Genomic DNA, 26,378 nt, shown 5'->3' with positions numbered 1-26,378 from the left:
ATATGATATTCATAATAAAATTCATTTTATTTTATTAACATTAAACACTTCGTTGTGATTTATTTACTACATTCGTGTTACCAAAATAATATTATATATGAAAAAATTCACAACACTTGTATGCACTGCAGTGATGATGCAGGGTATTTCAGCTCAAAGTTTTATTCAAGCTTATAAAAACAGGGCTGATATGGTTACTCAGGCTAATATCACGGCCAATTTACAGGAATTTAGTAATCTGGGAGTAAAAACTACGGGTTCGCAGGCTAATGTCAATACCATGAACTGGATTAAAAACAAGTACCTTTCCTACGGGTATACAGCCAGTCAGATAGAGGAAAGCCCTTTTACTTTCGGGAGTACCAGCTCTAAAAATCTAATCATCACTAAAACAGGAACTCTTTATCCCAACAAGTATGTTATTATTTGCGGGCATTTTGACACCATTACTGGCCCTGGTGTAAACGATAATGGCAGCGGAACTTCTATTATTCTTGAAGCAGCAAGGATTCTGAAAAGTGTTCCGACTGAATATTCTATAAAATTCATTCACTTTTCCGGTGAAGAGCAGGGATTGAGAGGAAGCACCCACTATGTCAATAATGTGGTATATCAGGGAGGTGTCCGCAAATTGGATATCAAACTGGTCATCAACCTGGACCAGGTAGGCGGTGTGAAAGGAAATAACAACAATACGGTATATTGTGATGAAGATCAGGGAGGTCTTTCCAGCAACAATGCTGCTTCTGCAGCGGTAACGCAGCAGCTGAGAAACTGTACAGCACTCTATTCTCCTCTTCAGACGGCTGTAGATCCGGCAGCAGATACCGATTATATCCCTTTTGAACAGAAAGGTGAAGTGATTACCGGTTTTTTTGAAAGAATAAGAAGCAATTATCCACATACTTCCAAAGATACTTTTACCAATATGGATCCTGTGTATGTATATAATATTGGAAAGGCTACTGTAGGTGCATTACAACATTTTGCAACGGCTTCTACAACACTACCTGTAGCAAAAAATTCACTAGAGGCTGTAAAGATCTATCCTAATCCCGCCAGCAATGTTATTAACATTGAATTACCGGATTCTAAAGAAAGTAATTTCAGTTTTGAAATCAACAATTCTATGGGAAGAACAATGCTTAAAGTGAATAATGAAAGAAAGGTGGATATTTCCGGTCTTCAAAACGGAGTCTATATCGGAGTTTTGAAAGTGGGTGATCAGACGCTTGTAAAAAATATCATGATTGAAAGATAAAAGATAATCTCACTGAAAAAAAACAGCCCTTTTCTATTACGAAAAGGGCTGTTTTTATAAAAAGGATTAATATTAATAATTAAAATTAAGGGAAACCGTATAATATCTTCCGTTTCCGCGTACATATTCCGCATCACGTGCAGTATACATTGATGTTGGTGTGAAATAAGAGGTATTGAATACATTCTCTATTCCAAGTCCTATGGTCAGGAGTTTATTCAGTTTATAGCTTCCCTGAACATTGAAAAGGTTAAAGCTTTTCACTGGACCTTCTCCTTCATCATACTTTCCTGAGGCTGCGGGCTCAAACTTATCTCTTTTAAATGAGTACATATGATAAACTCCTAACTGTAATTTCTGAGCCTTATCATTCCATTTAACAAAAGAATTCAACCTTGCGGGCGCAATTCTCAAACCACTTAAATATTTTTCGTAGCTGTTATCATTTTTCACATCTACTTTTCCTTCCTGGTAAGTATAATTGGTTCCGATAGTTAAGCCTTGTGTTGGATAGACATTCACTGACAATTCAACTCCGTTGATGTACTGAGGAGCCCTAAGCGGAGTCCAGAAACCATTCACAGAAACGAGATCAGCACCCAGCTTGGAATAATTATAGAAATAACTGGCAGAAAAATCTACATACTGCCCGATTTTACTGTTGAAACCGATTTCATAATTGTCAATGACTACAGGATCAGTATTAATTTCACTTAAGACATTGCTTTTAGCATCTCTAAGCACACGGCCCAAGTCATAGATATTAAACCCTCGTGAATAAGAAGTGAAAGGCTGGAAGAAATCAAACGCAACATAGCTCACACCTACATTATAAGAGAGATTTGAATAATTTAATCTTCCTCCCTCTACATTAAATGGGACATCTTTATTAGATGGTAAAGTAGTATAATCCGGAATTTTTACCGACATTTTATCCCATCGGACTCCTGCCTTTACTGTCAGATCATCGGTAAGAAATAATTTTCCCTGTACAAAAGGTGCTGCAGCCAGCATATTCATTTCAGGAACCCACATTCTTCCGTCGACCAACGGCTGGCTTGTTTTTTCATTTAAAAGATCCAAACCATAAGTTAATGAACCTTTTAATCCTTTATCTTTTCCAAACTCCGTATTGAAATCTGCTCTAAATCCGTATTTTTTCTCTAAAATGGCTGACTGTCCTCCTGTTTTCCATCTCGGCGCATTTCTATAGTCATAAATGGTATAGAAGTCCTGGAAATACAAGGTTGTATTAAGACTAGTGTTACGGAAAATATTCTTATTGATATATTTAAGATACCCGTTGTGATTATATCTTGTTCCTTCTTTCACCCCTTCTCTATCTCCTAATTTTCCGGTAGAAGGCTGTTCTCCGTATTTCCCAAGATCCAAAATATACCTGGAATCCTGCAGACTCGAATAGTAGTTATACATCACTTCCAGTCTGTTATTTTCATTAAGGTCATACCCTATTTTCGCAAAAATATTATTGACAGCAGTTTCTCCCAATCCGTATCGTGGATTCTGAACCAATCCATCACCGTCTATTTTCACTCCGTTCTGAGTCAATGTTCCGTTCACAAGATAATCGAACTTCCCTGCTTTTCCAAAGAAACTTTGTGAAACTCTGTACCCTGCACCACCATCTGATTTGAACATTTTGTTATTAAACAAATCATGGCTGGTAAATCCTAATACGGTTCTGCCTGAAAAGGTTTTACCAGAAGTGCTTTTTTGAGTAATATAATTTATGATCCCTCCTTCTGCACCATTCCCATAAATGGAAGTTGCACCTTTTACGACTTCAATTCGTTCTAAAACCGAAGGATCAATGCTTCTGATTTCCCTGTCATTGTTACGCAAGGGACTGGATTGCGGAATTCCTTCGATCATGATCAGAACATTTCTTCCTCTTAATGTCTGCCCTCTATTGCTCACCAGATTATTTCCGAACGCGAGTCCAGGTACTTTGTAGGCAAGAATATTGCTGAGATCGGCAGAGATCAATGATTGTTCTGTAATTTCTTTTTTACTGATGATATTGACGGTAGAAGCTGTCTTCTTTACAATTTCCGGAGATCTTGATGCGGTAACAATCACTTCATCAAGCCTGTTCTGTTCTAATGAATCTTTTTTCTGGGCAGCGACCTGAGAAAATGCCACAAGGCTCCCTATCAAAAAAATAGATTTATTCATACTTAAGTGTTATTTAGAATAATTAAAAACAAAAGTACGGTTTTTAGCAGTTTCCGAAATTTGGGTGTTTTAACAATTAACTCTACGATATAGTTTTAAATGCAATCCTCAAGTATATTTAAATAAAATAATCAATATATACAGTTATTATAATTTATTTTATTAACATCAACTGATAATCATCATGTATAAACTTTCAACCATATTTTTTTCTGTTTTAATGAAAAAGAGCTGTCTCAAAAGTGTCATTCTTCACTGCATTTCATTTCGCTCAGAATGACACTTTTGAGACAGCCCCTTCATTTATCTCTATTTTTAAGAATTTCTTCAATTTCTTCCAGCGAAAACCCTTTGGCTTTCAATAAAATCAGGAAGTGATACAACAGATCTGCAGCCTCATTTTTAAAGAGTTCTTCGTTATTATCTTTTGCTTCTATGACAAGTTCTACAGCTTCCTCACCTACTTTTTGAGCCATTTTATTCATTCCTCTCTGATAGAGTGCGTAGGTATAAGAATCTTCAGCTTTACCATCTATTCTCTGAGCTATTTTTTCTTCCAGTTCATATAAAAACCCTTTGGCGTTCTTTTCTCCGAAACAGCTGAAACTTCCTGTGTGGCAGACTACGTTTTTAGGAACAGCTTTAATTAATATTGTGTCCTGATCACAGTCTACATCAATACTTTTTACCGTTAAAAAATTACCCGATTCCTCGCCTTTTGTCCAGAGTCTGTTTTTGGAACGGCTGAAAAAAGTAACGACTCCTTCTTTCTTTGTTTTTTCAAAAGCTTCTTCATTCATATAGCCCAGCATTAATACCTGTAAGGTTCTGCTGTCCTGAATAACCACAGGAACAAGACCGTTATCTTTATTAAAATCTATGTTCATCGTACTTCTATTTTTTGAGTTTTTAATTGAGTTTTTAAATCCTGAATGCCTATTTCATTAAAATGGAAAATACTGGCTGCCAATCCTCCCGTAGCCTTTGTTTCATTAAATACTTGAACAAAGTCATCAACCGTTCCCGCACCACCTGAAGCGATCACAGGAATACTCACTGCCTCTGAAACCAGCTTTGTAATCCGGAGATCAAAACCATTTTTTGTACCATCACCATTCATAGATGTCAATAGAATTTCACCTGCTCCCAGAGATGCAGCTTCCTGTGCCCATTCTACCGTAAGAAGTTCCGTAGCTTCTCTCCCTCCTTTGATATGAACCAAATCAATATCACCAACCTGTTTTGTATCAATAGCTACCACCACACACTGGCTGCCAAATTCTTTAGCCAAATCAGAAATAAGCATTGGATTTTTTACCGCTGAGGAATTGATGCTGATCTTATCGGCACCAGCTTCCAAAAGCTTTCTCACATCTTCTACAGACGAAATTCCACCTCCCACAGTAAAAGGAATACTAAGTTCTTTTGCGATATCTTTTACCAGTTCTACAAATGTTTTTCTATCTTCAATGGTCGCGGTAATATCCAGGAAAACAAGTTCATCAGCTCCTTCCTTCTCGTATTTTTTAGCGAGTTTTACAGGATCTCCTGCATTTTTAAGATCTTCAAAATTGACTCCTTTCACCGTACATCCGTCTTTAATATCCAGACAGGGAATAATTCTTTTCTTAAGCATTTTCAATAAAGTTTTGAAGTTGTTGCAAGCTTATTTTGCCCTCATAAATCGCTTTTCCGATGATTGTTCCCGTACATCCGATATCTTTCATTTTATAGACATCAGCAATCCCCGAAATCCCGCCGCTTGCCACGAGCTGAACAGAAGTTTTATATAAAATCTCAATATAAAGCCCTGTTGACGGACCTTCCAGCATTCCGTCTTTTGCAATATCAGTACAAATAGTGGTTTGCATTCCTTTTTCCTGATACTGAAGAATAAAATCAATGATGTCATGATCACTTTCTTCCAGCCAGCCTGAAGTTTTAATCTTCCGGTTTTCACAATCTGCTCCTAAAATAATTTTCTCAGGACCATATTTTTGCATCATTTCGAAACAGAATTCAGGATTCTGAACCGCAATACTTCCTAAAGTGATCTGTTTTGCCCCCGCATTAAAGGCTGTTTCAATATCCTCCTGCGTTTTTAAGCCTCCTCCAAAGTCGATATGCAATGAAGTCGCTCCGGCAATATTTTCCAGAACCTTCTGATTGACAATATGCTTTGATTTCGCCCCATCAAGATCTACCAGATGAAGAAACTGAATGCCGAAACTTTCAAATTCTTTCGCCACTTCTACAGGGTCTTCATTGTATATTTTCTTTGTGCTGTAATCTCCTTTTGATAAACGGACACATTTACCGTCGATAATATCAATAGCCGGAATTATTTTCATCATTATAAATTTATAAAGTTGCTTACTATCTGATTTCCTACCATTCCTGATTTTTCAGGGTGAAACTGTACGGCATAGAAATTATCTTTCTGCAAAGAAGCACTGAACGGCAGGATGTAATCGCAAACAGAAGTTGTAAAGTCCGAAAGTTCACAATAATAGCTGTGAACAAAATAAACATCAGTGTTCTTATCCATCCGTGAAAACAATGCCGAAGACTGCCCTGAAAGCGTATTCCAGCCCATGTGAGGAACAATATCCTTTGCTGGAAACTTTCTGACATTGATATCAAAAATTCCCATTCCTTCAGTATTCCCTTCTTCATTGCCTTTACACATCAGCTGCATACCCAGGCATATTCCTAAAACCGGTTGTTTAAGGCTCGGAATAAGAAGATCAAGTTCTCTTTCCTTCAACAGTTTCATGGTGGATGAAGCTTCTCCTACGCCCGGAAAGATTACTTTATCGGCCTTTAAGATCTGCTCGGGATCATCGGTGATCACAGAATCAACTCCTAGCCTGTTGAGGGCATTCTGAACAGAGTTTACATTTCCTCCGTTGTATTTTATTATAGCGATCATATTTATAAACTTCCTTTTGTAGAAGGCAGGCTGTAATTAGTATCCGATTGGTTTACCGCCATTTTAACGGCTTTTGCAAAGGCTTTAAAGATAGATTCAATTTTGTGGTGTTCATTATCACCTTCTGCTTTGATATTCAGATTCGATTTCGAGGAATCTGTAAAAGATTTAAAGAAGTGAAAGAACATTTCCGTAGGTACATCTCCGATTTTTTCTCTTTTGAACGTTGCGTCCCAAACCAGCCAGGGTCTTCCACCGAAATCAATAGCCACCTGAGAGAGACAGTCATCCATCGGAAGCAGGAAACCATATCTTTCAATCCCTTTTTTCTTTCCTAAAGCTTTTACAATGGCTTCTCCCAGAACAATTCCGGTATCTTCTATCGTATGGTGCTCATCTACAGCAAGATCTCCTTTCACTTTAATGGTAAGATCCATATTCCCGTGTCTCGCGATCTGATCCAGCATGTGATCGAAAAAGTGAAGACCGGTTGAGATGTCTGACCTTCCGTTTCCATCAATATTCACTTCAATTTCTATATCGGTCTCATTGGTCTTTCGGGACACTTTAGCTTTCCTCATTCCTGATTTTAAGAACTGATAAATGTCTGACCATTTTGTCGTAGACAGCTCAGCTTCCTCATTGAAGCTCTGATTAAGATAAATAGCTTTAGATTTCAGATTTTTAGCCAGTTGTACATCAGTACTTCGATCACCAATTACATAGGACTTTTCCAGATCATAATTGCCGTAGATGTATTTTCCAAGCATTCCGATTCCTGGTTTCCGGGTAGGAAGATTTTCGGATTCAAAGCTTTTATCAATTAAAATATCACTAAAAATGATCCCTTCATTTTCAAATGCCTGCACCATTTTTTCATGAGGTTTTATGAAATCTTCTTCAGGAAAACTGTCCGTTCCTAATCCATCCTGATTGGTTACCATCACCAGTTCGTAATCCAGCTCATTGGCTATTTTTGAAAGGTTTTGGAAAACACCCGGATAGAACTCAAGCTTTTCCAGAGAATCTACCTGAAAATCTGTAGGAGGTTCAATGATCAGCGTTCCGTCGCGGTCTATAAAGAGTACTTTTTTCATATGTTTTTTATTTTTTTTTTAAACCATTAAGTTTTTTAAGTGATTAAGAATGATTAAGAGCATAGCTAAAGCTATTTTATTATTTCATCTTTGATGAACCTTAACTTTTCTTATCATCTTTCTTTTCCTTAATGCTTTATATTTTAACAAGTAATTTTATTTATATTCCTTTTAAAAAACTGATCAGCTTTTCATTTTCACTACGATTTCCCACATTAATCCTGATACATCCGGGAATAGCAGGATCTCTTCTGCTGGTTAAAATCTCTTCTTCAAGCATTTTTCCATATACTTCATCCACGTTTTTCATCCTGATCAGAAAGAAATTCGCATCTGTGGAAAATACTTTTGAAATGCATTCAATTTCGTTAAACTGTTCCTGCAGCCATGTTCTTTCCTCCAGAATATTATTTACGTTGTCCTGAAGTCTGTTTTCATCATCCAACGTCTTTAAAATCAGTTCCTGGCTCAATACATTCACGTTATAAGGTGCTTTTACCGTATTGATAAGACTGATAATCTCTTCCGATGCGTAAGCCATACCTACTCTTGCTCCGGCAATTCCCCATGCTTTAGAGAATGTTTGCAACACAATCAGATTAGAATATTGATCCAACAGCTCCACACTCGATTTTTTCCCGGAAAATTCGATATACGCTTCATCTACCACTACAATTCCGTTGAAGTTCTGAAGATAAAATTCAATATCATCAATACTGTTTCCGGTAGGATTATTGGGAGAGCATAAAAAGAAAATTTTAAGAGAGGGATCTTCTGAAACCTTTAAAAAATTATTTTTGATAATCTCAAAGTTTTCATCCAGATCCAGCTTCAACACTTTATTCTCATTGATTGTCGCATAAAAGCCATACATCGCAAAGGAAGGATTCATCATCAGAATGGCATCTTTTTTAGGTTCACAGAAAATTTTAATGATAAGGTCTATCAGCTCATCGCTTCCATTTCCAATGGCAATCTGTGAGGGTGAAAGGTTTTTAAGCCCCGCAAGCCTGCTTTTAAGCCTTTTCTGGGTAGAATCCGGGTAGCGGTTGCACTCCCCAAAAGGACTTTCATTAGCATCCAGCATAACGGGAGCATTGAATTCATTGTGATCCCTGAAACTGATGTAAGGCTGTAATTGTAATATATTTTCTCGTACTAAAGTTTTGATACTGTTATTTTTCATTGTATTGCTTTTCGTTTTAAAATTGATTATCAAACGATTATTTAATATAAAATTGTTTTTAACCATTAAGAGGAGTTGAGTTATTAAGAATAGTGAAGAAAATATCTTCAGATATTTATTAAGCAATGAGCTAAATTCAAATGTATTTGAATCTTAACTCTACTTAAAAGCTTCGTTTTCTTAATGGTTTGAATTCTTTTTTTGGATCAACGCAAAGGCGCAAAGTTTTTTCATCTTATGTTTTTTAGGCGCAAGAAAATCTAAGATTTTCAGCAAGTGATGTGACATTATTTTTCCCGCAGATTTCACAAATTTCACAAATTTTAAACGCATATCTAATTCATTTTCAAAATACTAAATGTCGATGGATTTGATATTCAATTTTATCGAAGATAAAATCCTTGCGTCTTAAAACGGTGTCAAATTACAATTCTTGCGTCTTTGCGTTTTCCAACATTCATTATTTTAATCTTATGGACACCGCATTTTTGTGGGCAAACAGACCTTCTGCTTCTGCCATGAGTTCTATTGTTTCTCCTAAATTCTGAAGCCCTTCTTTGGAAAGATGCTGGAACGTTATTTTCTTCACAAAACTATCCAGTGAGACTCCGCTATAGTTCTTCGCATACGCGTTGGTAGGAAGCGTGTGATTGGTTCCGCTGGCGTAATCTCCGGCACTCTCACACGAATAATTTCCAAGAAAAACAGAACCTGCATTCTGAACCTCCGGAATATACTTTTCAAAATCATTGATCGCCAGAATAAGATGTTCCGGAGCATAAAGATTACTGAATTCAAGAGCCTCTTCCAGCGAGTTTATTAAAATAAAAGAACTATTTTCCAAAGCCTGACCTGCAAATTCATTTCTGGGTAAGTCTTTGACTTGCTGCTCAACAGCTTCTACTGTCTCTTCAAACACTTTAAGGTCTGTCGTAATGAAAACAACCTGACTGTCGCTGCCATGTTCTGCCTGGGAAAGAAGATCTGCGGCACAAAATTCAGGAACAGCTTGCTCATCGGCTATAACCAGAACTTCACTCGGACCAGCAGGCATATCGATAGCTACTCCGTAACGTTGTGCATATTCTTTCGCAGCTACTACAAACTGATTTCCCGGACCGAAAATTTTATAAACTGCAGGAATGCTTTCCGTTCCCAAAGTCATTGCAGCCACAGCTTGTGCCCCGCCTGTTTTAAAGATTTCCGAAACTCCGCAAAGTTTTGCGGCATACAGGATCGCAGGATTGATATTTCCGTTCTTATCCGGTGGTGTACACAGCACAATCTCTTTACATCCCGCCAAATTTGCAGGAACAGCAAGCATCAACACTGTAGAAAATAATGGAGCGGTTCCTCCGGGAATATAAATTCCGACTCTTTCTACAGCACGATTCTCACGCCAGCAAACCACTCCTTTCGTTGTCTCAATTTTCTGAAGCTCTTGCTTTTGAGAAGCATGAAATTTTGAAATATTTTCTTTCGCTTGTTGAATGGCTTGTTTCAATTTATCCTTAATCAGTTTTTCGGCCTCCTGAATTTCAGCATCAGAAACTTTTATGTTCTCCGTTTCTGCCTTATCAAACTTTTTATTGAATTCTATTAATGCCTTATCGCCGTTTTTTTCAACTTCTGAGAATATTTCTGTAATCAGACCTGAAATTTCTTTCTGTTCCAAAACAGGACGCTTTACTAAGTCTTTCCAGGTGTTTTTTGGGGGATATCTGTATATTTTCATTGTATTATTTTTAAACCTTTTTAAGCTATTAAGATTCTTTAAGTTATATTGTTTATATTCTTTTTGATAAACGCAAAGGCGCAAAGTCTTTTTGAATACTATGTTTTTTTAAGGCGCAAGGATTTTATCTTCGATAAAATTGAATAATGTATACTTAAATACACAGAATCATATTTATATCTTGCTGAAAATCTTAGATTTTCTTGCGCCTTTGCGTTTTCCAACATCAATTATTCTTAATCTCTTCATGATCTTAATGGTTAATTATTATCAATTTTCTAAATAACCATTTTATCAATGGGAATGATTAGGATATCCTGCGCACCATTGTCTTTCAGTTCGTCAATGACTTCCCAGAAACGCTCTTCATCAATCACAGAATGAATGCTGCTCCAGCCTTCTTCTGCCAGTGGAATGACAGTAGGACTTTTCAAAACCGGAAGAACTTGAGCTACTTTCTGGATTTTTTCGTTGGGAACATTCATCAGAATATATTTTGAATTTTTTGCTTTTAAAACAGCTTTGATCCTGAATACCAATTTTTCAAGAATGGCTTCTTTTTCAGGAGATAATTGTGGCGTTTGAGCTAAAACAGCCTCCGATTTCAATAGAGTAACCGTTTCTCTTAATCCGTTTTTGAATAAGGTACTTCCGGAGCTGACGATATCACATATTCCATCTGCAAGACCAATATTAGGCGCAATTTCTACAGAACCTGAAATCACGTGAATGTCTGAGACAATTCCTTTTTTTTCTAAAAAGTTTTTGAGGGTATTGGGATAAGAAGTGGCAATTTTTTTTCCTTGAAAGTAAGAAATTTCATCAGTTTCTACCTCTTTTGGAACCGCCAATGAAACACGGCATTTTGAAAAACCAAGCTTCTGGATTGTTCTGATGTTTTTGCCTTTCTCAACCAGGAGATTTTCGCCTAGAATAGCAACATCTACCACTCCGTCTTCCAGGTATTGCGGGATGTCTGAATTCCGAAGGTACATGATTTCCATCGGAAAGTTATCTACTGAGACTTTGAGCTGGTCTTTTCCGTTGTTGACAAAGATTCCACAGTCTTTGAGAAGCTGTAGGGACTCTTCATAAAGCCGGCCGCTTTTTTGGATTGCAATTTTTAATTTACTCATTTTGCCTTTTTGGGTCTGAGTAAATAAAAACTGATCTATTGAAATTTCTGAGGAGAATCCAGGAAACAAAAAAACCGTCTATTTACTCAGACGGTTTTTAATTATTTTTGATTTTAGCATACACATATATCAATCAATTCCGCCTAACAGAGATGATGATAATAATGATGTAATGCTAAAAAAATTGGTTTCATTGTATTGAATTGTGATGCAAATGTAGGATTTATTTTTAAAATGCAAAGTTTTTTTAGATTATTTTTTGATAAAAATTCATCAGCTCTTTTGCAATCGGTTCGTCATTAAACTTCTGAACAAACTCAAAACCCTTTTCCTCACGGCGTTTTCTCTCGGATTCATTTTCCCAGAGAAATTGTATTTTGGCACGGATATCAAGATCGTTATCGGGATTGACATAAACAGAGTCTTTTCCTCCTGCTTCCGGAAGGCAGCTTGTATTGCTTGTCACCACAACCGTTTTAGAGAAAAGTGCCTCAATCACAGGGATTCCGAAGCCTTCAAAGAAGCTCGGATACACAAAAATATCTGCCAGTTTATAGAGACAAGCCAGCTCATCCATAGAAACACCTTCCAGGAACAACACTTGTTTTTCCATCTTGTTCTTTTTAAGGAAATTTTCTATTTTCTGATAATACTTGGTCTTCCTTCCCACCACTACGAGAGGAATTCCGGTACCGTTGATGGCTTTTACAACATTCAGAAGATTTTTACGCTCTTCAATAGTTCCTACGTTGAGAATAAATCTTTCGGGAAGCTTATATTTGTCTTTTGCAGCCTGCATCAGTTCTGCTGACTGCTGTTCTTTAAAAGCCTGATGACAACCTTGATAAATAACGTCAATCTTAGTCTCAGGAACCTTTAAATACTGAATAATATCTCTTTTGGTCTGTTCTGAAATTGCAATGATTTTATCTGCCATATCAGCCGCTTTTTTAAATTTCCAGAAATGGATTCTTCTGTCAAAAAAAGAGTAATACTGAGGATATCTTACAAAGATCAGATCATGAATAGTAACCACTTTTTTAATAGGCTTTGGATCCCATTTCAAAGGAAGTTCACCGGATAAACCATGGAAAATGTCCGCACCTTGCTTCTGGGCATCTCTACCCATTTTCAACTGGCGTGAAAAGTTTCCTTTTGAGGTTTCAATGAACTGAACATTCGGGCGCTCCAGGATATCTTTTCCCCGCTCCGATTTGTTTTTGTTGAGCAACAGATATTCATTATCCGGTTCATACTCGGAAAGTATTCTTACAAGGTCTCTTGAGTAATTTCCAAGACCCGAAGTATTGTGGAAAAACCGTTTTGCATCAAAAGCAATCTTCATCGTTGTATCTGTTTTTGAAATTCCTGAAATGTACCGAATCTATGTCCTTTTTCTTTCAGCCAGCCTACAAATGAATCAAATCTTTCTACCATTTCTTTACCAGAATTTTTCACAGTAAATCCAGGAAGTTTAAATGCTTCGTCCTTAATTTCTGCAAATTCCCATGGATGGAAATAAATATTGAGATAATTGTCTTTTTTCAAGGTATCCGAAGCCAGTTTTTTGTAGAAAGACAACGGAAAATTGTGAAAACTTAACCAAAACAAAGGAATTCTGAAATTAGGCGAAACCGAGGCCGGGACCTGAGTAACATTTCTTTCTTTGAAATAAGTTCTGGATACTTTTAAGTTGTTGTATCTTCCTGGTAAAAACGTAGGATTGATTGATGAATTGTATGAATATCCTGCCCTTTCCACTTCTTTTTCTTCTACAGGCATCATTCTCGGCATTCTTAATCCGGTTACTTTTGTGGAAAATAATTCTTCCAGTTTTTCTCTTGATTCCTTCAGGTGTTTGTCTTCAAATTCTGAATGAAACCACGTGTGAGAAGCCAGTTCGTGACCTTCATTTAATAGCCTTTCGATAAGGTGTCTGCTGTTTTCTGCAAAAACTACTGTGGAAAAGAAAGTAGCTTTGGCATTATGTTTTTTAAGAATATCGAGAATTCTCTCTAATCCTGTTTGTGAAATTGAAATCTGCTTTTCAAAGGGAATTTCACCCTTATATTCTAATGGCATATCAAATTCTTCAATGTCAAAACTCAATAAAACCATTCTAAAAATTTTTGTTTTTAATAATATAATTAGGTCTGTCTTTCACCTGTTTGAATATTTTACCTAAATAAATTCCCATGATCCCTAAGATAATGAGCTGCAGTCCGCCAAAGAAAACAATGGTCATAATCAATGATGCCCAACCTGAAATCTCCGTTTTGGCGATAAATGAATGAATCACATACGTTCCATACCCGATCACAGAAAGTGCTGAGAACAAAAAGCCCAGATAGGCTGCCAGATAAAGAGGTTTCACGCTGAAAGCAGTGATTCCCGTAAAGGCAAAAGTAAACATCTTTTTAAGGTTGTAACTGCTTTTTCCTGAGAGCCTTTCTGCTGCAGTAAAGTCAATTCCTGCTTGTTTAAAACCCATCCAGCTCGTTAATCCTCTGAGGAACAGATCGTCTTCATTAAAACTCCTCATAACTTCAACAGCTCTTGCATCCAACAGTCTGAAATCTGAGCCGCCACCCTTCGTTAAATTAACATCTGACAGGCTTGATAAAAGTTTGTAAAATAAGTCTGATGTTTTTCTTTTAAAAAAAGAAATCTCCTTGGGATAAGTTCTATAGGTAAAAACTACGTCATTGCCTTCTTCCCATTTCTGAATCATTTCCGGAATAAGCTCCGGCGGATGCTGAAGGTCTCCGTCCATAGAAATGACTGCATTTCCAAGGGCATTGTCCATTCCTGCTTTCACTGCGGGCTGGTGTCCAAAATTGCGGGAAAATTCGATGAATTTCACTTCATCATATTGATTGGAAAGTTCTTCTAATTTCTGTTGCGTACTGTCTCTACTGCCATCATTGACAAATATGATTTCAAAGTCATAGCTGCTTAAACCATCAAAAACTTCTTTAATTTTCTGATGGATCATCGCAACATTTCCTTCTTCGTTATAGGCGGGAATTACAATTGAAATTTTCTTCATATGTATTAATTCAGGCTGTAATTTTTCTCAAAATCCTTAGTCAAAAGTTCATAAGTCACTCTCAACCAGATCACAATGCAAGGTACGGCTTTTAATGAATATTTGATGATATAGTTTTCTTTTACAAATTTCGGGAATAGATCCGATGTTGAAAAACACGTGAAAATAATGACAAAAACAAGCAATCCTATAATCAACGGTGTTCTTTCTTTCTGAAGGAAAAACCATATCAGTACTCCTACAACAGCAATAATATATGTTGGAGATTCTGAACTGGAGCTGAACAATACTAAAAATAGTAATGTAGAGGCCAGGATCATCAATTGGAAAGCATAGTGTTTGTATTGCTTAATTCTGATATAAGGTAAAGCAAAAAGCGGTAATCCACCTGCTAAAAACACGAGGTTGGAAATGGATGCATCTCCTAAAACTCTTCTTACAAAGCCCATCAGTGAGATGTCCTGCATGTTTCCCAATACCTGATTTTCACTGTTCTTTTCTACAATAGACTGAAACCAGTCCGAGTAACACTGAATCACAAACTGTGGGCTTGAATAGGCCATTGGCAGTACGAAAAACAGAACTGCAATGGCAACTCCTGAAAGAATAAATTTGGTTTTGTTTTTAATGAAGAAAAACTGTGTCAATCCTACAATTCCGTAGATTTTCACAAATATTCCGATTAAAATTGCAGTTACAGACTTTACTTCTTTTCTTTCGTAAATGTATACTGCAGATAAGAGCAAAAGTCCTGTCAGTGCTACATTGAACTGCAAACTTAAAGCTGCAGTAATGTATTCCTGAAGGCAAAGCAGCCCAAAAATCGCTTTTTTACTATCTGAAAACGGAAGTTTATAGACTCCGTAGATAAAGATAAAAGTATTGGCAATATTCCAGAGTGAGATTCCCAGCCAGTCCGGCATCATAGCGAACGGGGCAATCAATACACTGAAAAATATACCATAATGGTTCAGATCAAAATATAGGTCAGGATAATGGATAAATAAGTTTTTCTGATGAATGGTATTAAAGAATACGTTTTTAAAAATCAGATAATTATTGATCGCATAATCTCCTCTCAGATATTTGGAAATTGCTGTAACAACCGATATAATAAGATAAACCCCAAATATATATTTAGGGTTTAAAAGTATTTTAAGAAATTTTTCTTTCAAGATTGTAGTATTAGCTTAGAATATTAATCTTAAACAGCTACATTATTCTCTCTCAATGCATCATTCAGAGATGTTTTCTTATCTGTAGATTCCTTTCTCTGACCAATGATCAATGCACATGGAACCTGATATTCTCCAGCAGGATACTGTTTTGTATAGCTTCCAGGGATTACTACAGAACGTGCAGGAACTCTTCCTTTGATTTCAATAGGAGTATCTCCTGTAACATCGATAATTTTTGTAGAAGCGGTCAATACTACGTTTGCACCCAATACTGCTTCTTTTTCTACGTGAACTCCTTCTACAACGATACATCTTGAACCGATAAAGCAATCATCTTCAATGATTACCGGAGCAGCCTGTAATGGCTCCAATACTCCACCGATCCCTACACCACCACTCAGGTGAACATTTTTACCGATCTGTGCACAGCTTCCCACTGTAGCCCAAGTATCAACCATCGTTCCTGAATCTACGTAAGCACCAATGTTTACATAAGATGGCATTAAAATAACTCCCGGAGCAATATAAGCTCCTTCTCTCGCCACTGCATGTGGTACAACTCTCACTCCTTTTTCAGCATAGTTTCTCTTCAAAGGCATTTTATCATGAAATTCAAATGGACCTACTTCAATAGTTTCCATTTTCTGAATCGGGAAATACATTACTACAGCTTTTTTCACCCATTCATTTACCTGCCATCCGTTTTCTGTAGGTTCTGCAGTACGAAGTTCACCTTTATCAACTAAAGAAATAACCTCTCTGATCGCCTTTTGGCTGTCTTCATTCTGCAATAATTCTCTGTTGTCCCAGATATTTTCAATAGTTTGTTGTAACGACATGTTTCTTATTTAAATTAGTTTGAAAAATTATACTGCCCAAAGATACAAAAAAGTTCAGCAAAACCGTTTTTAACATGCTGCTTTTAATAAAGGTTCAACATACGCTTAACCCTCTTTTTATAGGCCTGGTAGATTTCTCCGTGCTGTTTCAGCAAATACTCTTCTTCAAGCCGTATCTGAATTTGCATCAAAATACTCCCAATCAGCAGGAAAGCAAAAACAATGACAGTTGGAACAACAAAGAAAAAACCAATCAGGCTTATGGTCATTCCTAAAAATATAGGATTTCTTGAAAAACGGAATAGTCCATGAGTGATCAGCTCCGTTTTTATTTCGCGGTCAATACCGATACGCCACGATTCTTTCATTTGCAGCTGGGCGATACATACCCAAATAAAAGCGAAAATCAATAAAACGAATCCTGTATATTTAAAAATATCATCTTCCATACAACTGATTTTAAAAACAGGGAAAATATCTTCAGGGAAAAATAAAAGGAGCATCACATATACCAACAACGCCAGCAGAATCATTTTAAAGTATAATCCCACCAATGCATAGGCGGAGCCGTCTTTTGGGAGAACGTTAGGGTTTTTACCAATCTGTTGTGCTACTTTATAACTTATTCCTAAAAAGGAAACAATAAAGAAAAGAATAAAGTATAAAGGAATAAAGAATCTGATGAAATCGGTCATAGTAAAATTGTTTTTGACAAATTTCATCAGATTTATGATGCAATGCTATTGCAATGAAAAGAAGTCTATTTTAATTACAGAAATTTTTCAATTGGAAACCTAAGAATTCCCATCCTTTGGAGGGGTGGCGAAAATTCAAAGAATTTTTGACGGGGTGGTTAAAAAGTATTATAAAATAAGTTTCGGCTAAAGCCAATTTGAACGTTTGTTTTCTTATTAAACGGGCTAAAGCCCGTTTCTATTGAATATTTATACCGTTCTTACGCAGATTGAGGAGATTATACATATTTAATTTATTTAATCCAAAATAATGAACTCCATTGTTTTTGCAACATGTTTTTCCTGAACAATTCCTTGTGAATATTGGATATTATGACCCGTACTGTATTTATTTAAATAGGCCTGATTAATTTCTTCGGTAAGATCATTGATATCTTCGGGAATGACTGCTTTTATAGGATGAATGGTTTCGCCACATAAGATTTCTCCTGCTGAGTCTTTTAAAAAGGTATTATACCAGCTTTTCTCGGCGAGCCCCCACGATCTTGCAAATATTCTATTTTGAACAACAACCATCCAGATTTCAAGAAAATCCAGTCTTTGCAGACCTGCTTTTATTCCGATAATATTGTTATTATTAATGTAATCTAATGCGCTGTCTTTATTCATTATCTCAATTTTTGGTAAAACTAGGATAAGAAAACAGAAAGGAAAACTTTTTTATGTACTGGGTCAGAAATAGGATTTGGATGAATGTTTTTCTGATGTTGACCGCTTTAAAGCATCATTTTACTAAGAGTAGTATGAAAACATTCTTTGTAACTTTTGGCAACTGTAATTTTTAAGTCACCACATATCAGCTGATTGTCTTCAAAAGACGCAATATTCGTCAAATTGACAATATATGAATTGTGAACCCGCATGAATTCATCCGGCAGCGTTTCAATCAGATCTTTAAGTGTTTTGTAATAAATAAATCTTTTATGATCTATGGTATGAATTTCCACATAGTTGCCAAGTCCCTTGATGACATTGATATCTTTGAAGAAAAGCTTGATCAGTTTTTTATCAGATTTAATAAAAGCAAATGTCCGGTTTTCCATAGCGGCAATTGTAAATAGAGCTTATAAAACCCTTTGAGCGTGAAGGTAAGCCTTATTCCAGTATTTCTCGTTCAGGGATGAGATCATGACGCCTTTTGAAGTAGAAGCATGAATGAATCTTACTTCTCCATCCGAACCAATATCATGAACAATCCCTACATGAGATACCCTGCTTCCTCCAGCGGTAGCAAAAAATAATAAATCTCCAGGCTTTACGTCTTTGATATCAATATTCTTTCCGGCTTCAGCCTGATCAGAAGATCTTCTGGGAAGGTTAAAATCGTTTTCTTCAAATACTTTTACGGTAAACCCGGAACAGTCAAATCCTGATGATGTATTTCCTCCGAATTTGTAAGGAGTTCCGATGTATTTCTCAGCATCTTTAAGAATATCATTGATAGACCTGGATACATTACCATTAAATTTTGAATCCAGTTTTCTGAGGTTCTCAGATTTCGCGACTGTTTTGGTCCCTGATTTCTTATTATTGGAAGCACTTTTCGAAGCTCCGCAGGAAACCACGAAAGCAGATGTAATCAGCAAAACAGATAACTGCTTTATTTTTATTCTTTGTGTAAATAATCCCAATCCCATACTCCACTGATTTATACTTATTTAACTAATTCTTCACAAATATACATTTTATATTTTAATTATGATATAACTATACTACAACTATATTATAAATATATGTTAAAAATTTTATTTTCATTATTTATTGGTATATTTGATCTCTATTTTGAAGATATGGCAACATATGAAAGTGTAATCAAGATCACAGGGGCTGTAGGCGACCTGGTATTTTATAATCTGAATGGCAAAAATGTGGTTCGGAAGAAAAGCGGGTTCAATAAAACGGCTTTTAAAAAAAGTGCGTCATATGAAAAAGTCCGCCAAAACAGCTCGGAATTCGGGCACTGTTCAAAAATTGGAAAGATTATCCGAAACAATCTTGCAGGGTATATAAAAGAAGCAGGAGATCCCCTCCTCTACCAGAAGTTTGCCAAGCTGATGACCGAAATCAAAGATTTAGATGTAGTTTCCGAAAGAGGAAAACGAACTGTTGAAAATGGATTAAGAACTGAAGAAGGAAAAAAACTTCTGAGAGGATTCCAGCTGGGTACCATTCAGAATGTTTCGGATTGTATCCGTATTCAAAATAATATCCTATATAAGGATGATGATTGTAATGTGAATACAGCAGTTATTTTAACAATAAAATTGGATTCTGAAAACTATAGTACTGAATGTACTGAAGAAATAATGAGTTTTGATAAGCAACAGAAAGGCTTTTTTAAAAAGCATTTTTCAGATGATGATCTTCTCCTCTATTTTATAGCATTGAAGAATGAGAATGATGCAATTACCCATATGGGGTTTGTTTAAATAAAAAAGTCTGCAGAATCTGCAGACTTTCTTGTTTTTATTTCTTTTCTCCCTTCCAGGTTCCTGCTCTTGCAGGGGTAGGAATTGAGTTGGACCAGTTTCCGTTACCTTTTTTATCCGTAGTTAAAGTTCCTTTGAAATCTCCTTGTGAAGGAAGTCCTACTCTTGCGTTAAGATCTCCTGTTTCACTTAAATTTCCGGAAATATTATAGTTTTCATTATTAACATCGGAATGCATTGTACCTACCACTTTACCACTTTTGTCTACCACAATGTTCCATACTCCTTTATCATTTCCTTCATAAGAACCAGACCATGTTCCTACATAATCATAAATGGTATCATCATTGGAGCTGCAACCGATAAATAAAAACGCCGTTAATAAAAGTAAAAAAAGTTTCTTCATAGTTTCAGTAGTTTTATAACCTAAAATCCTGTTATTCTCTATGTCTTCTGTCCTGAAGGTTTCGTCACAGAGAATACTGTTTAATATTTATTATTTTTTTGTTCCGTGCAAATCTACTAATTTTTTCATTCAAATTATCTGAATTTTAATTAGTCACCAATATGTTTGTTAAAAATCAACATATTTCGGCTAAAATACAAATATTTTTCAAACAAATATAGGGTGTGTAATTTTTGAGTTATCTTAAATAAGATCGTTAAAAAATTAAATTTATCCATTCAATATATGTTTACAATTACTTTATTCCATTATTTAAAGTAATTTTCACTTCCATTTTACATATATTTCTTACCTTAGTGAAAAATTTAACCTTTTCAAAAATAACATGAAAACAAAAACATTCTTTTTGGCAGCAATTGCTTTATGTGGTACTTTAACAGCACAGGTAGGGATTAATACAAATACTCCATCTCACACGCTGGATATCAATGGTCTTGTAAGGGTAAGAGGACTTTCAAATGCTGAAAAAAAAATTGTTGCGGCTGATGCTCAGGGAGTTTTGACTTTAATTTCTCCTGAAGAAATTTTTGCTCCAAAAGCTCTACTCAACACCTCTATGTCAGCTACTGCACAAAGATTAACCTTATATGAAGGAAAATGCTTCCAACCTACAGATAATGCTTCTTCCTGTACGGTTTCCTTAAACCATTATACTTCCTGCTCAGGATTCACCAATCCTGTAGACACTCAGGTTGTGGTAGGCCAGGGAATTAATACATTTAACGGGCAGTTCCTGGGAACATGGACAGCTCGATATGTTGATAACAAAGGATTTTCGAACACAACAGCTGCTCCCAACCAGACGGCTCCTGACTACCCAAGAATTTCTTACACAGCAGCCACTAATACGGTAAACTATTTAGGAAGTGGTGACTTCGGCGGACAGTGTAATACTGACATTGTAACAACGATCAATCAAACGACCGGAGATATAAAAATAGAGTCTGTAAAGCGAAGTATGTATGCACATCTTGTATACCTTATTAATATTGCCCGCTCCAGATCTTTATAATACTTGATATTTTATTTCAAAAAGAGCAGCCACAATATTTCATTGTGGCTGTTTTTATTAAAATGGAAAGCCCTCTTTTCAGAGGGCTTTATATTATACTGGTTTTGTTACAGGTACACACCCGCAAGCACAATCCCAAATATCCTGATCAGGAAAACAAGCTGCTTCTGCCTGGCACATATAGATGTATCCTACTCTGCAATGAGGAATTGGGCCTGCACCTCCTGAAATGTCTTTTAAATTGTCTCTTGTTAGTTTTTTGAAATTTTTCATGGTTTATAATGTTTTAGTTCGCCCCAAATATAGGAATATTCCTCAAATAGAGAATTACTTTGTAGAAGAAAATTACCCAATAGAAAGCTCAAAACCGGAAGACAAAAAAACTATGGGATCAATGAAAAACTTGTTTCAAATATTGTCTTTGAAATACTAATTAATGATTTCTCCTTTATTATGATCTAATTTTTCACGAAATTTTTGAAGGTCTTCAGGAGCTGGCTTACTCCACTCCGTAATTTCCCCGATGATTTTCAGAGGCATTTCGGAGCGATAAGAACGAGTGGGATTTCCGGGAAACTTTTTATCTGTAACATTGGGATCATTTTCAAAATTTCCTGTTGCCTCCACCATATATACGCGCTCTGCTCCATCACCTTTTGCCAGTGCAGCAGCCAGCCCTGCCCCATTGGCTAAAGCTGTGAAATAAATATGATTCATTTTTAATTCCGCATTGTAGTTCGAATTTCCTCCAGCCGTAAGCAGATCTCCAATATGCAGATCGGCTTTTGTTCCGTGATAAAAAGGACCTTTATCAGATGGATGGTTTTTAAGTAACAATGCCAGTTCGGCATTCTTTTTTGATGTTTCTGTATCTCCTAAATCATCATAACATTTGGAGATATTCTGGTAAAGAGAAGGCAGAGCACTTTTAACCGTATCATCATTTATTTTTAAAGCAAATTCTAAAGAGGTTTCAAGCCATTTTAACCGATCGGCAATCGTTTTCTGATGATGGGCTACATAATGAGCAGCCAGAAATTTTTCATGGTCATTCGAAGATTCTTCCCAGGCTTGCAGAAATAATCTGTCCGCTTCTTCAGGCATTCCTTTGTCTTCAAAGCTCATCCCTTGCAGGCAAAGCTTGATCACAGGATTAAAAGGTGAAAATTCCATGTTGTATTTTTTTTTCAAATCTAGGTTATTCTATTTGAATACATTGATTTGAAAATAAATACTTAAAATAAAAAAAATCTACAAAATTTAAATTTTGTAGATTTTACAACCCATCTATTTGACAGGTGTTGCTCTTATATTAATAGTATCACGGTTACCTGAGCCAAATGTTAGTCTAAAAGCAGTTCCACTTGCACCGGCACCGTTTACTGTAACGGTATAATTTCCCGCAGGTAAATTTAAAGTAGAACGGGGAACAAGATAAAAATTACCTGTTGCAACAAATGTTGCAAAGCTATTAATATAAGTTAGTGAGGATAATCCAAATACGCTATTAGTAGGGATACCGGCAGGTGCAGCGGTAAACGAGTAATAAAGACTGCAAAGTTTTACGACATTATCCGTTATTCCAGCTCCGGCAGCACCCTGAGCTATACCTGAGTTGGTGAAAACCACAGAAATATTAGAATTAAATTCCACTAAAGAAGGTTTGCTTAGAGTAAATGATAGGGTCGCCAAAGTAATAGTCGATATGGAACCACTGGTTGTAGCTGCCGGAACATCTAAAATTGTTGCAGCAACTGCATCTCCGTTTATTGTACCTCCAGAAAACATCGTTTTTTCAAACCAGGCGGCTGTTCTCTGCCACTGACTCCCATCATTGTAATATTCTCCCGGATACACAGGATTTGTTGCCACAGAATTATTTGTTGCAGTATTGTATACGGTCATTCCGGCAACATGAGCTGAAAGGGGTGACGGATTATTGGTTGCTGTAAGGGCTACTCTGGGAAGTAATAAGCCCTTATTGGTGCTGCTTACATCCAGCATTGCATTGCTGTTGGGTGAAGCAAGGCCTATTCCCACTTGTGCTGCTACTGGGGATGAAACACCTAGAAAAATAATTAATGGAAGAAATAAATTTTTCATTAGTTTGGTTTTAGTCAATTTATATTCAGTATTTCCGTTTATTTTGTTGGAGTGGCTTTAATCTGAGCAAGATCACGTACACCTGATCCATAAGTGACTCTAAAGGCAGTGGCACCAGAGGCTGATCCGTTTAAATTAACAACATAATTTCCTGCTGGTAATTGAAGTATAGCATGAGGAGCTGTATAAAGATTACCCGTAATGGTGGTTATATTAGCCGTAGTTGTATTCATATAAGTCATAGTACTGTCTCCAAATGGAGCATTAACAGCTATTCCGCTGGGTGCTGAAGTAAATATGAAATTCACAGTAACAAGTTTTACAGATGAATCACCTACCGGGGTGTTGCTATCACCATTCGCTGTAAAAGACATGGATATATTTCCTCCGAACTCTACGCTCGAAGGCCTGTCCAGAGTAAAAGAAAATGTAGTTAAAGTGGTATTAACAGGACTGGCTGCCGGAACATCAACAGGAATGGATGAAAGCAAATCAGCAATAGTACCTCCCGCTATCATTTTCATATCATTCGAAGCCGAATTTCTCTGCCATTGGGTTCCGTCATTATAGTACTCACCGGGATATACCGGATTGGCAGCAACAGAAATATTGGTTGCTGTATTGTATACTATCATTCCCGCAACATGACTTGTAAGTGGTGCCGGATTATTAGTTGCGATCAATGCTACTCTAGGCAGTAAAAAACCTTTATTAGTGCTTGCGATATCCAATTGTGCATTGGCATTTGGATCCGGTAAGCCTATACCTACCTGAGCATGTGAAAATAAAAAACAAGCCATGAATATTGGAATGGTATATTTATTTTTTTTCATTTCTTTAATTTTTAAATGGTGTTAAAATACAATGGTTTCCTAATTACCGTAATGGAGTTGCTTTAATCTGAATCATATCATGAGTTCCTCCGCCATATCCTATTCTGAAGGCTGTCCCACTCAAAACAGAGCCTCTTAAGTTCAAAACATAGCTGCCCACAGGTAAGGTAACGACTCCATATGGATTAAGGTAAACATCTCCTGTAGCTGTTCCGGCAGACGAAAACGAATTGGTATAGGAGGAAGAATGATCACCAAAAAAAGCTGTTGTAGATACTCCGGCAGGAGCTGTTGTGAACTGAAAGTTGATTGTACATAATTTTACAGCTCCGTCTGATAATGGGGTTGTATTGCTCCCGGAAGCTGTATACCGGGTAGAAACATTAGCACTGAACTCTACAGTGGAAGGTCTGTCTAACGTAAAAGAAATAGTACTAAGTACTGTATTCGCTGCGGTTTCGGCAGCAACATCTGCCGTGATCAGTGAAATAGGATCGCTTATACTTCCCCCGGTAATTGCTCTTACATCATTCCATGTAGATTTCCTTACCCATTGAGTACCATCATTATAATATTGTCCCGGATATACAGGATTGGAAGCCACAGAAGTATTAGTAGCTGTATTATAAACTGTTATTCCGGCAACATGGGCAGAAAGAGGAGATGCACTATTGGTAGAAACAAGAGCAATCCTTGGAAGTAATACCCCTTTATTCGTGCTGGTTACATCCAGCATTGCATTGGCATTGGGAGAAGAAGTACCGATTCCGATTTGGGCTTTTATCATTGAAAAACCGGCAAATAAAAAAAGAGCAATAAAATTCACTGTTTTCATTTCTGTATAATTGCATTAGTTTTTATAAACAAAAAATATCTTTGAAAATATTTACGAGTTAAATACTTATTCGGTTTTTATTTTGATAAAAAAAATTGAATAAGAAACTCAGGTTATAAAAAATGATCATTTATTTTGAGAAATAATATATAAAACATTTGCATATATCAATTAAATACTTACTTTTGTACCACTCAAAAATTGAGGAAAACATGGGGGATTGGCGCAGTTGGCTAGCGCGTTTGACTGGCAGTCAAAAGGTCACGGGTTCGAATCCCGTATTCTCCACTGAAAGCATGTAAGATATATGCTAAAAAATTAAAACCCCTGCAAAATTTAAATTTTGCAGGGGTTTTTTGATGATGAAATTCTAAAGCTTTCTCCTCCAAACCCTTATTCAATAATAAAGAGTAAAAATTGGAAATTCCGGTTATTTAATTCTTAAAAATAAAGCTTTTTACTCTTCAAATAATTAATCAGCTCTTTTGGGCGGTCCGTCTGAATAATGTTTACTCCTTTATTAATATACCAATCATAAACATTAGGATGATCCAACACCAGATCATCGTTATTTCCCGCATTATGATGAGGCCATAAGGAATTTACCCAGATTTTAACCTTCTTTTCTCTCAGCTTTTTAAAATCAATCAGATTCTTTTCTGTCGTTCCTATCGTGAATTCAAAACCGTAGATTTTATAATTATTGATATATTCTGAGATCTTTTTCAGATCTTCATCTTTCCCCAATTGAATAATCGGCATATAATGAATATCATTTTTGATATCGCCGTATTTTTGGTTGAATTCCTTGTAAGATTCGTGACCTTTAAACAAAATCTGATCGAGCATATTTCTTTTTTTCACCAAAGGATATACCTGCTTTATATAATCAAAACCTTTATCCAGATTCAGAAGAATTTTTCCCTCTGAGATCTCCAAAATCTCCTGTAATGTGGGAACATTCATTTGGGTTTCTACTCCCAAACCGTCTCTCAGATGCAGTTTTTTGATTTCGGCTAATGTAAAATCAGAGGGTTTCCCTTTTCCGGTCGTCGTTCTGTCTATGGTATTGTCGTGCATCAGGATCAACACACTATCTTTGGTCATGGCAAGGTCTATTTCAGCCATATCAACTCCCTTTTCAATGGCCTTTTTTACTGCCCATACAGAGTTTTCCGGAGCTTCTCTCCAATCACCACGATGAGCAACTACCATTACTTTACTATCAGGAAAATCAGAAAGTGAAACTTTCTTTTGTTGAGCAATGAACAGAGAAGAGAAAATAAGAAGAAATAATTGTAATAATTTATTGTTTAGCATAATTTTAATTTTTGAA

Annotated in this window: 28 protein-coding genes and 1 tRNA gene; 4 read left to right on the top strand and 25 right to left on the bottom strand. The window is 36.3% G+C overall.

All coding sequences use genetic code 11. The features are described 5' to 3' along the window. Nucleotides 1-97 precede the first annotated feature (97 nt). Nucleotides 98-1,261 carry a M28 family peptidase gene (locus tag DBR39_RS05640; RefSeq protein WP_124531249.1) on the top strand — a complete coding sequence of 388 codons (1,164 nt, stop codon included), beginning with the start codon at nt 98-100 and terminating at the stop codon, nt 1,259-1,261. 72 nt (nt 1,262-1,333) lie between these two features. On the opposite strand, the gene DBR39_RS05635 is transcribed toward DBR39_RS05640, so the two are convergent. The 18 genes from DBR39_RS05635 to DBR39_RS05550 all read right to left on the bottom strand — a co-directional run bounded on the left by DBR39_RS05635 (nt 1,334) and on the right by DBR39_RS05550 (nt 19,001). Then, nucleotides 1,334-3,457: a TonB-dependent receptor gene (locus DBR39_RS05635; RefSeq protein ID WP_124531248.1), complete on the bottom strand. Its 2,124-nt coding sequence runs from the start codon at nt 3,455-3,457 to the stop codon at nt 1,334-1,336. A 299-nt stretch (nt 3,458-3,756) separates the two neighbouring features. Beyond that, nucleotides 3,757-4,344, bottom strand: a complete 588-nt coding sequence (hisIE, locus tag DBR39_RS05630; protein WP_124531246.1) for a bifunctional phosphoribosyl-AMP cyclohydrolase/phosphoribosyl-ATP diphosphatase HisIE — start codon at nt 4,342-4,344, stop codon at nt 3,757-3,759. Continuing rightward, nucleotides 4,341-5,093 (bottom strand): imidazole glycerol phosphate synthase subunit HisF, encoded by a 753-nt coding sequence (hisF, locus tag DBR39_RS05625; protein ID WP_124531244.1) that lies wholly within the window; start codon nt 5,091-5,093, stop codon nt 4,341-4,343. Before hisF ends, hisIE begins: the two co-directional genes overlap by 4 nt. Continuing rightward, a complete protein-coding gene (gene hisA / locus DBR39_RS05620) occupies nt 5,086-5,808 on the bottom strand; it encodes a 1-(5-phosphoribosyl)-5-[(5-phosphoribosylamino)methylideneamino]imidazole-4-carboxamide isomerase (RefSeq protein WP_124532044.1) in 723 nt (240 codons plus the stop codon). Before hisA ends, hisF begins: the two co-directional genes overlap by 8 nt. 2 nt (nt 5,809-5,810) lie before the next feature. Continuing rightward, entirely contained in the window at nt 5,811-6,389 is a 579-nt protein-coding gene (hisH, locus tag DBR39_RS05615) for an imidazole glycerol phosphate synthase subunit HisH (RefSeq protein ID WP_124531241.1), read from the bottom strand. A 2-nt stretch (nt 6,390-6,391) separates the two neighbouring features. Beyond that, the gene (hisB, locus tag DBR39_RS05610) at nt 6,392-7,486 is read right to left on the bottom strand and encodes a bifunctional histidinol-phosphatase/imidazoleglycerol-phosphate dehydratase HisB (RefSeq protein ID WP_124531239.1); all 1,095 of its coding nucleotides are present in this window, start codon (nt 7,484-7,486) and stop codon (nt 6,392-6,394) included. 160 nt (nt 7,487-7,646) lie between these two features. After that, a complete protein-coding gene (hisC, locus tag DBR39_RS05605; protein WP_124531237.1) occupies nt 7,647-8,672 on the bottom strand; it encodes a histidinol-phosphate transaminase in 1,026 nt (341 codons plus the stop codon). 460 nt (nt 8,673-9,132) lie between these two features. Further along, on the bottom strand, nt 9,133-10,407 hold the full coding sequence (hisD, locus tag DBR39_RS05600) for a histidinol dehydrogenase (RefSeq protein ID WP_124531235.1): 1,275 nt from the start codon (nt 10,405-10,407) through the stop codon (nt 9,133-9,135). Nucleotides 10,408-10,685: 278 nt separating this feature from the next. Further along, nucleotides 10,686-11,543 (bottom strand): ATP phosphoribosyltransferase, encoded by an 858-nt coding sequence (gene hisG / locus DBR39_RS05595; protein WP_124531232.1) that lies wholly within the window; start codon nt 11,541-11,543, stop codon nt 10,686-10,688. A gap of 247 nt (nt 11,544-11,790) precedes the next feature. Beyond that, nucleotides 11,791-12,888: a glycosyltransferase family 4 protein gene (locus tag DBR39_RS05590; protein WP_124531230.1), complete on the bottom strand. Its 1,098-nt coding sequence runs from the start codon at nt 12,886-12,888 to the stop codon at nt 11,791-11,793. After that, a complete protein-coding gene (locus DBR39_RS05585; protein ID WP_124531228.1) occupies nt 12,885-13,661 on the bottom strand; it encodes a polysaccharide deacetylase family protein in 777 nt (258 codons plus the stop codon). Before DBR39_RS05585 ends, DBR39_RS05590 begins: the two co-directional genes overlap by 4 nt. 1 nt (nt 13,662) lies before the next feature. Then, nucleotides 13,663-14,592 carry a glycosyltransferase family 2 protein gene (locus DBR39_RS05580; protein WP_124531226.1) on the bottom strand — a complete coding sequence of 310 codons (930 nt, stop codon included), beginning with the start codon at nt 14,590-14,592 and terminating at the stop codon, nt 13,663-13,665. Nucleotides 14,593-14,597: 5 nt separating this feature from the next. Continuing rightward, nucleotides 14,598-15,767, bottom strand: a complete 1,170-nt coding sequence (locus tag DBR39_RS05575) for a glycosyltransferase family 87 protein (protein WP_124531225.1) — start codon at nt 15,765-15,767, stop codon at nt 14,598-14,600. 29 nt (nt 15,768-15,796) lie between these two features. Continuing rightward, on the bottom strand, nt 15,797-16,609 hold the full coding sequence (locus DBR39_RS05570; protein ID WP_077417676.1) for a 2,3,4,5-tetrahydropyridine-2,6-dicarboxylate N-succinyltransferase: 813 nt from the start codon (nt 16,607-16,609) through the stop codon (nt 15,797-15,799). 83 nt (nt 16,610-16,692) lie between these two features. Next, a complete protein-coding gene (locus DBR39_RS05565; RefSeq protein WP_228447770.1) occupies nt 16,693-17,304 on the bottom strand; it encodes a methyltransferase family protein in 612 nt (203 codons plus the stop codon). Between the two features lie 297 nt (nt 17,305-17,601). Continuing rightward, nucleotides 17,602-17,973 carry a DUF2255 family protein gene (locus DBR39_RS05560; RefSeq protein ID WP_124531221.1) on the bottom strand — a complete coding sequence of 124 codons (372 nt, stop codon included), beginning with the start codon at nt 17,971-17,973 and terminating at the stop codon, nt 17,602-17,604. 107 nt (nt 17,974-18,080) lie between these two features. After that, nucleotides 18,081-18,407 carry a LytR/AlgR family response regulator transcription factor gene (locus DBR39_RS05555; protein WP_124531219.1) on the bottom strand — a complete coding sequence of 109 codons (327 nt, stop codon included), beginning with the start codon at nt 18,405-18,407 and terminating at the stop codon, nt 18,081-18,083. Nucleotides 18,408-18,428: 21 nt separating this feature from the next. Next, entirely contained in the window at nt 18,429-19,001 is a 573-nt protein-coding gene (locus DBR39_RS05550) for a C40 family peptidase (protein WP_124531217.1), read from the bottom strand. Between the two features lie 96 nt (nt 19,002-19,097). Here DBR39_RS05550 and DBR39_RS05545 point away from each other — a divergent pair, with 96 nt between their 5' ends. Beyond that, entirely contained in the window at nt 19,098-19,793 is a 696-nt protein-coding gene (locus tag DBR39_RS05545; RefSeq protein ID WP_228447769.1) for a hypothetical protein, read from the top strand. Between the two features lie 37 nt (nt 19,794-19,830). On the opposite strand, the gene DBR39_RS05540 is transcribed toward DBR39_RS05545, so the two are convergent. Then, nucleotides 19,831-20,199, bottom strand: a complete 369-nt coding sequence (locus DBR39_RS05540) for a hypothetical protein (protein WP_109739013.1) — start codon at nt 20,197-20,199, stop codon at nt 19,831-19,833. Nucleotides 20,200-20,584: 385 nt separating this feature from the next. On the opposite strand from DBR39_RS05540, the gene DBR39_RS05535 reads away from it, so the two are divergent. After that, entirely contained in the window at nt 20,585-21,271 is a 687-nt protein-coding gene (locus tag DBR39_RS05535; protein WP_124531215.1) for a hypothetical protein, read from the top strand. 93 nt (nt 21,272-21,364) lie between these two features. Here DBR39_RS05535 and DBR39_RS05530 read toward each other — a convergent pair whose 3' ends face one another. From DBR39_RS05530 to DBR39_RS05510, 5 genes are all read right to left on the bottom strand, one after another. Further along, nucleotides 21,365-21,544, bottom strand: a complete 180-nt coding sequence (locus tag DBR39_RS05530) for a bacteriocin-like protein (protein WP_124531213.1) — start codon at nt 21,542-21,544, stop codon at nt 21,365-21,367. A 156-nt stretch (nt 21,545-21,700) separates the two neighbouring features. Then, nucleotides 21,701-22,114, bottom strand: a complete 414-nt coding sequence (gene arr, locus DBR39_RS24590) for an NAD(+)--rifampin ADP-ribosyltransferase (RefSeq protein ID WP_410494252.1) — start codon at nt 22,112-22,114, stop codon at nt 21,701-21,703. A gap of 444 nt (nt 22,115-22,558) precedes the next feature. Further along, complete coding sequence (locus DBR39_RS05520) at nt 22,559-23,374, bottom strand: hypothetical protein (RefSeq protein WP_124531209.1); 816 nt, start codon at nt 23,372-23,374, stop codon at nt 22,559-22,561. Nucleotides 23,375-23,412: 38 nt separating this feature from the next. Beyond that, entirely contained in the window at nt 23,413-24,207 is a 795-nt protein-coding gene (locus DBR39_RS05515) for a hypothetical protein (RefSeq protein WP_124531207.1), read from the bottom strand. Between the two features lie 43 nt (nt 24,208-24,250). Next, the gene (locus tag DBR39_RS05510; RefSeq protein ID WP_124531205.1) at nt 24,251-25,042 is read right to left on the bottom strand and encodes a hypothetical protein; all 792 of its coding nucleotides are present in this window, start codon (nt 25,040-25,042) and stop codon (nt 24,251-24,253) included. Nucleotides 25,043-25,256: 214 nt separating this feature from the next. Here DBR39_RS05510 and DBR39_RS05505 point away from each other — a divergent pair. Then, nucleotides 25,257-25,330 (top strand) — tRNA-Ala (locus DBR39_RS05505). A 153-nt stretch (nt 25,331-25,483) separates the two neighbouring features. On the opposite strand, the gene DBR39_RS05500 is transcribed toward DBR39_RS05505, so the two are convergent. Further along, nucleotides 25,484-26,362 carry a glycerophosphodiester phosphodiesterase family protein gene (locus DBR39_RS05500; protein WP_124531203.1) on the bottom strand — a complete coding sequence of 293 codons (879 nt, stop codon included), beginning with the start codon at nt 26,360-26,362 and terminating at the stop codon, nt 25,484-25,486. Nucleotides 26,363-26,378: the final 16 nt, after the last annotated feature.

This window comes from Chryseobacterium sp. KBW03, assembly GCF_003852415.1.
In the GTDB taxonomy this organism is placed as follows: domain Bacteria; phylum Bacteroidota; class Bacteroidia; order Flavobacteriales; family Weeksellaceae; genus Chryseobacterium; species Chryseobacterium viscerum.
The sequence above is the reverse complement of the archived record's forward strand: the minus strand, read 5'-3'. Positions and strand labels throughout refer to the sequence as shown.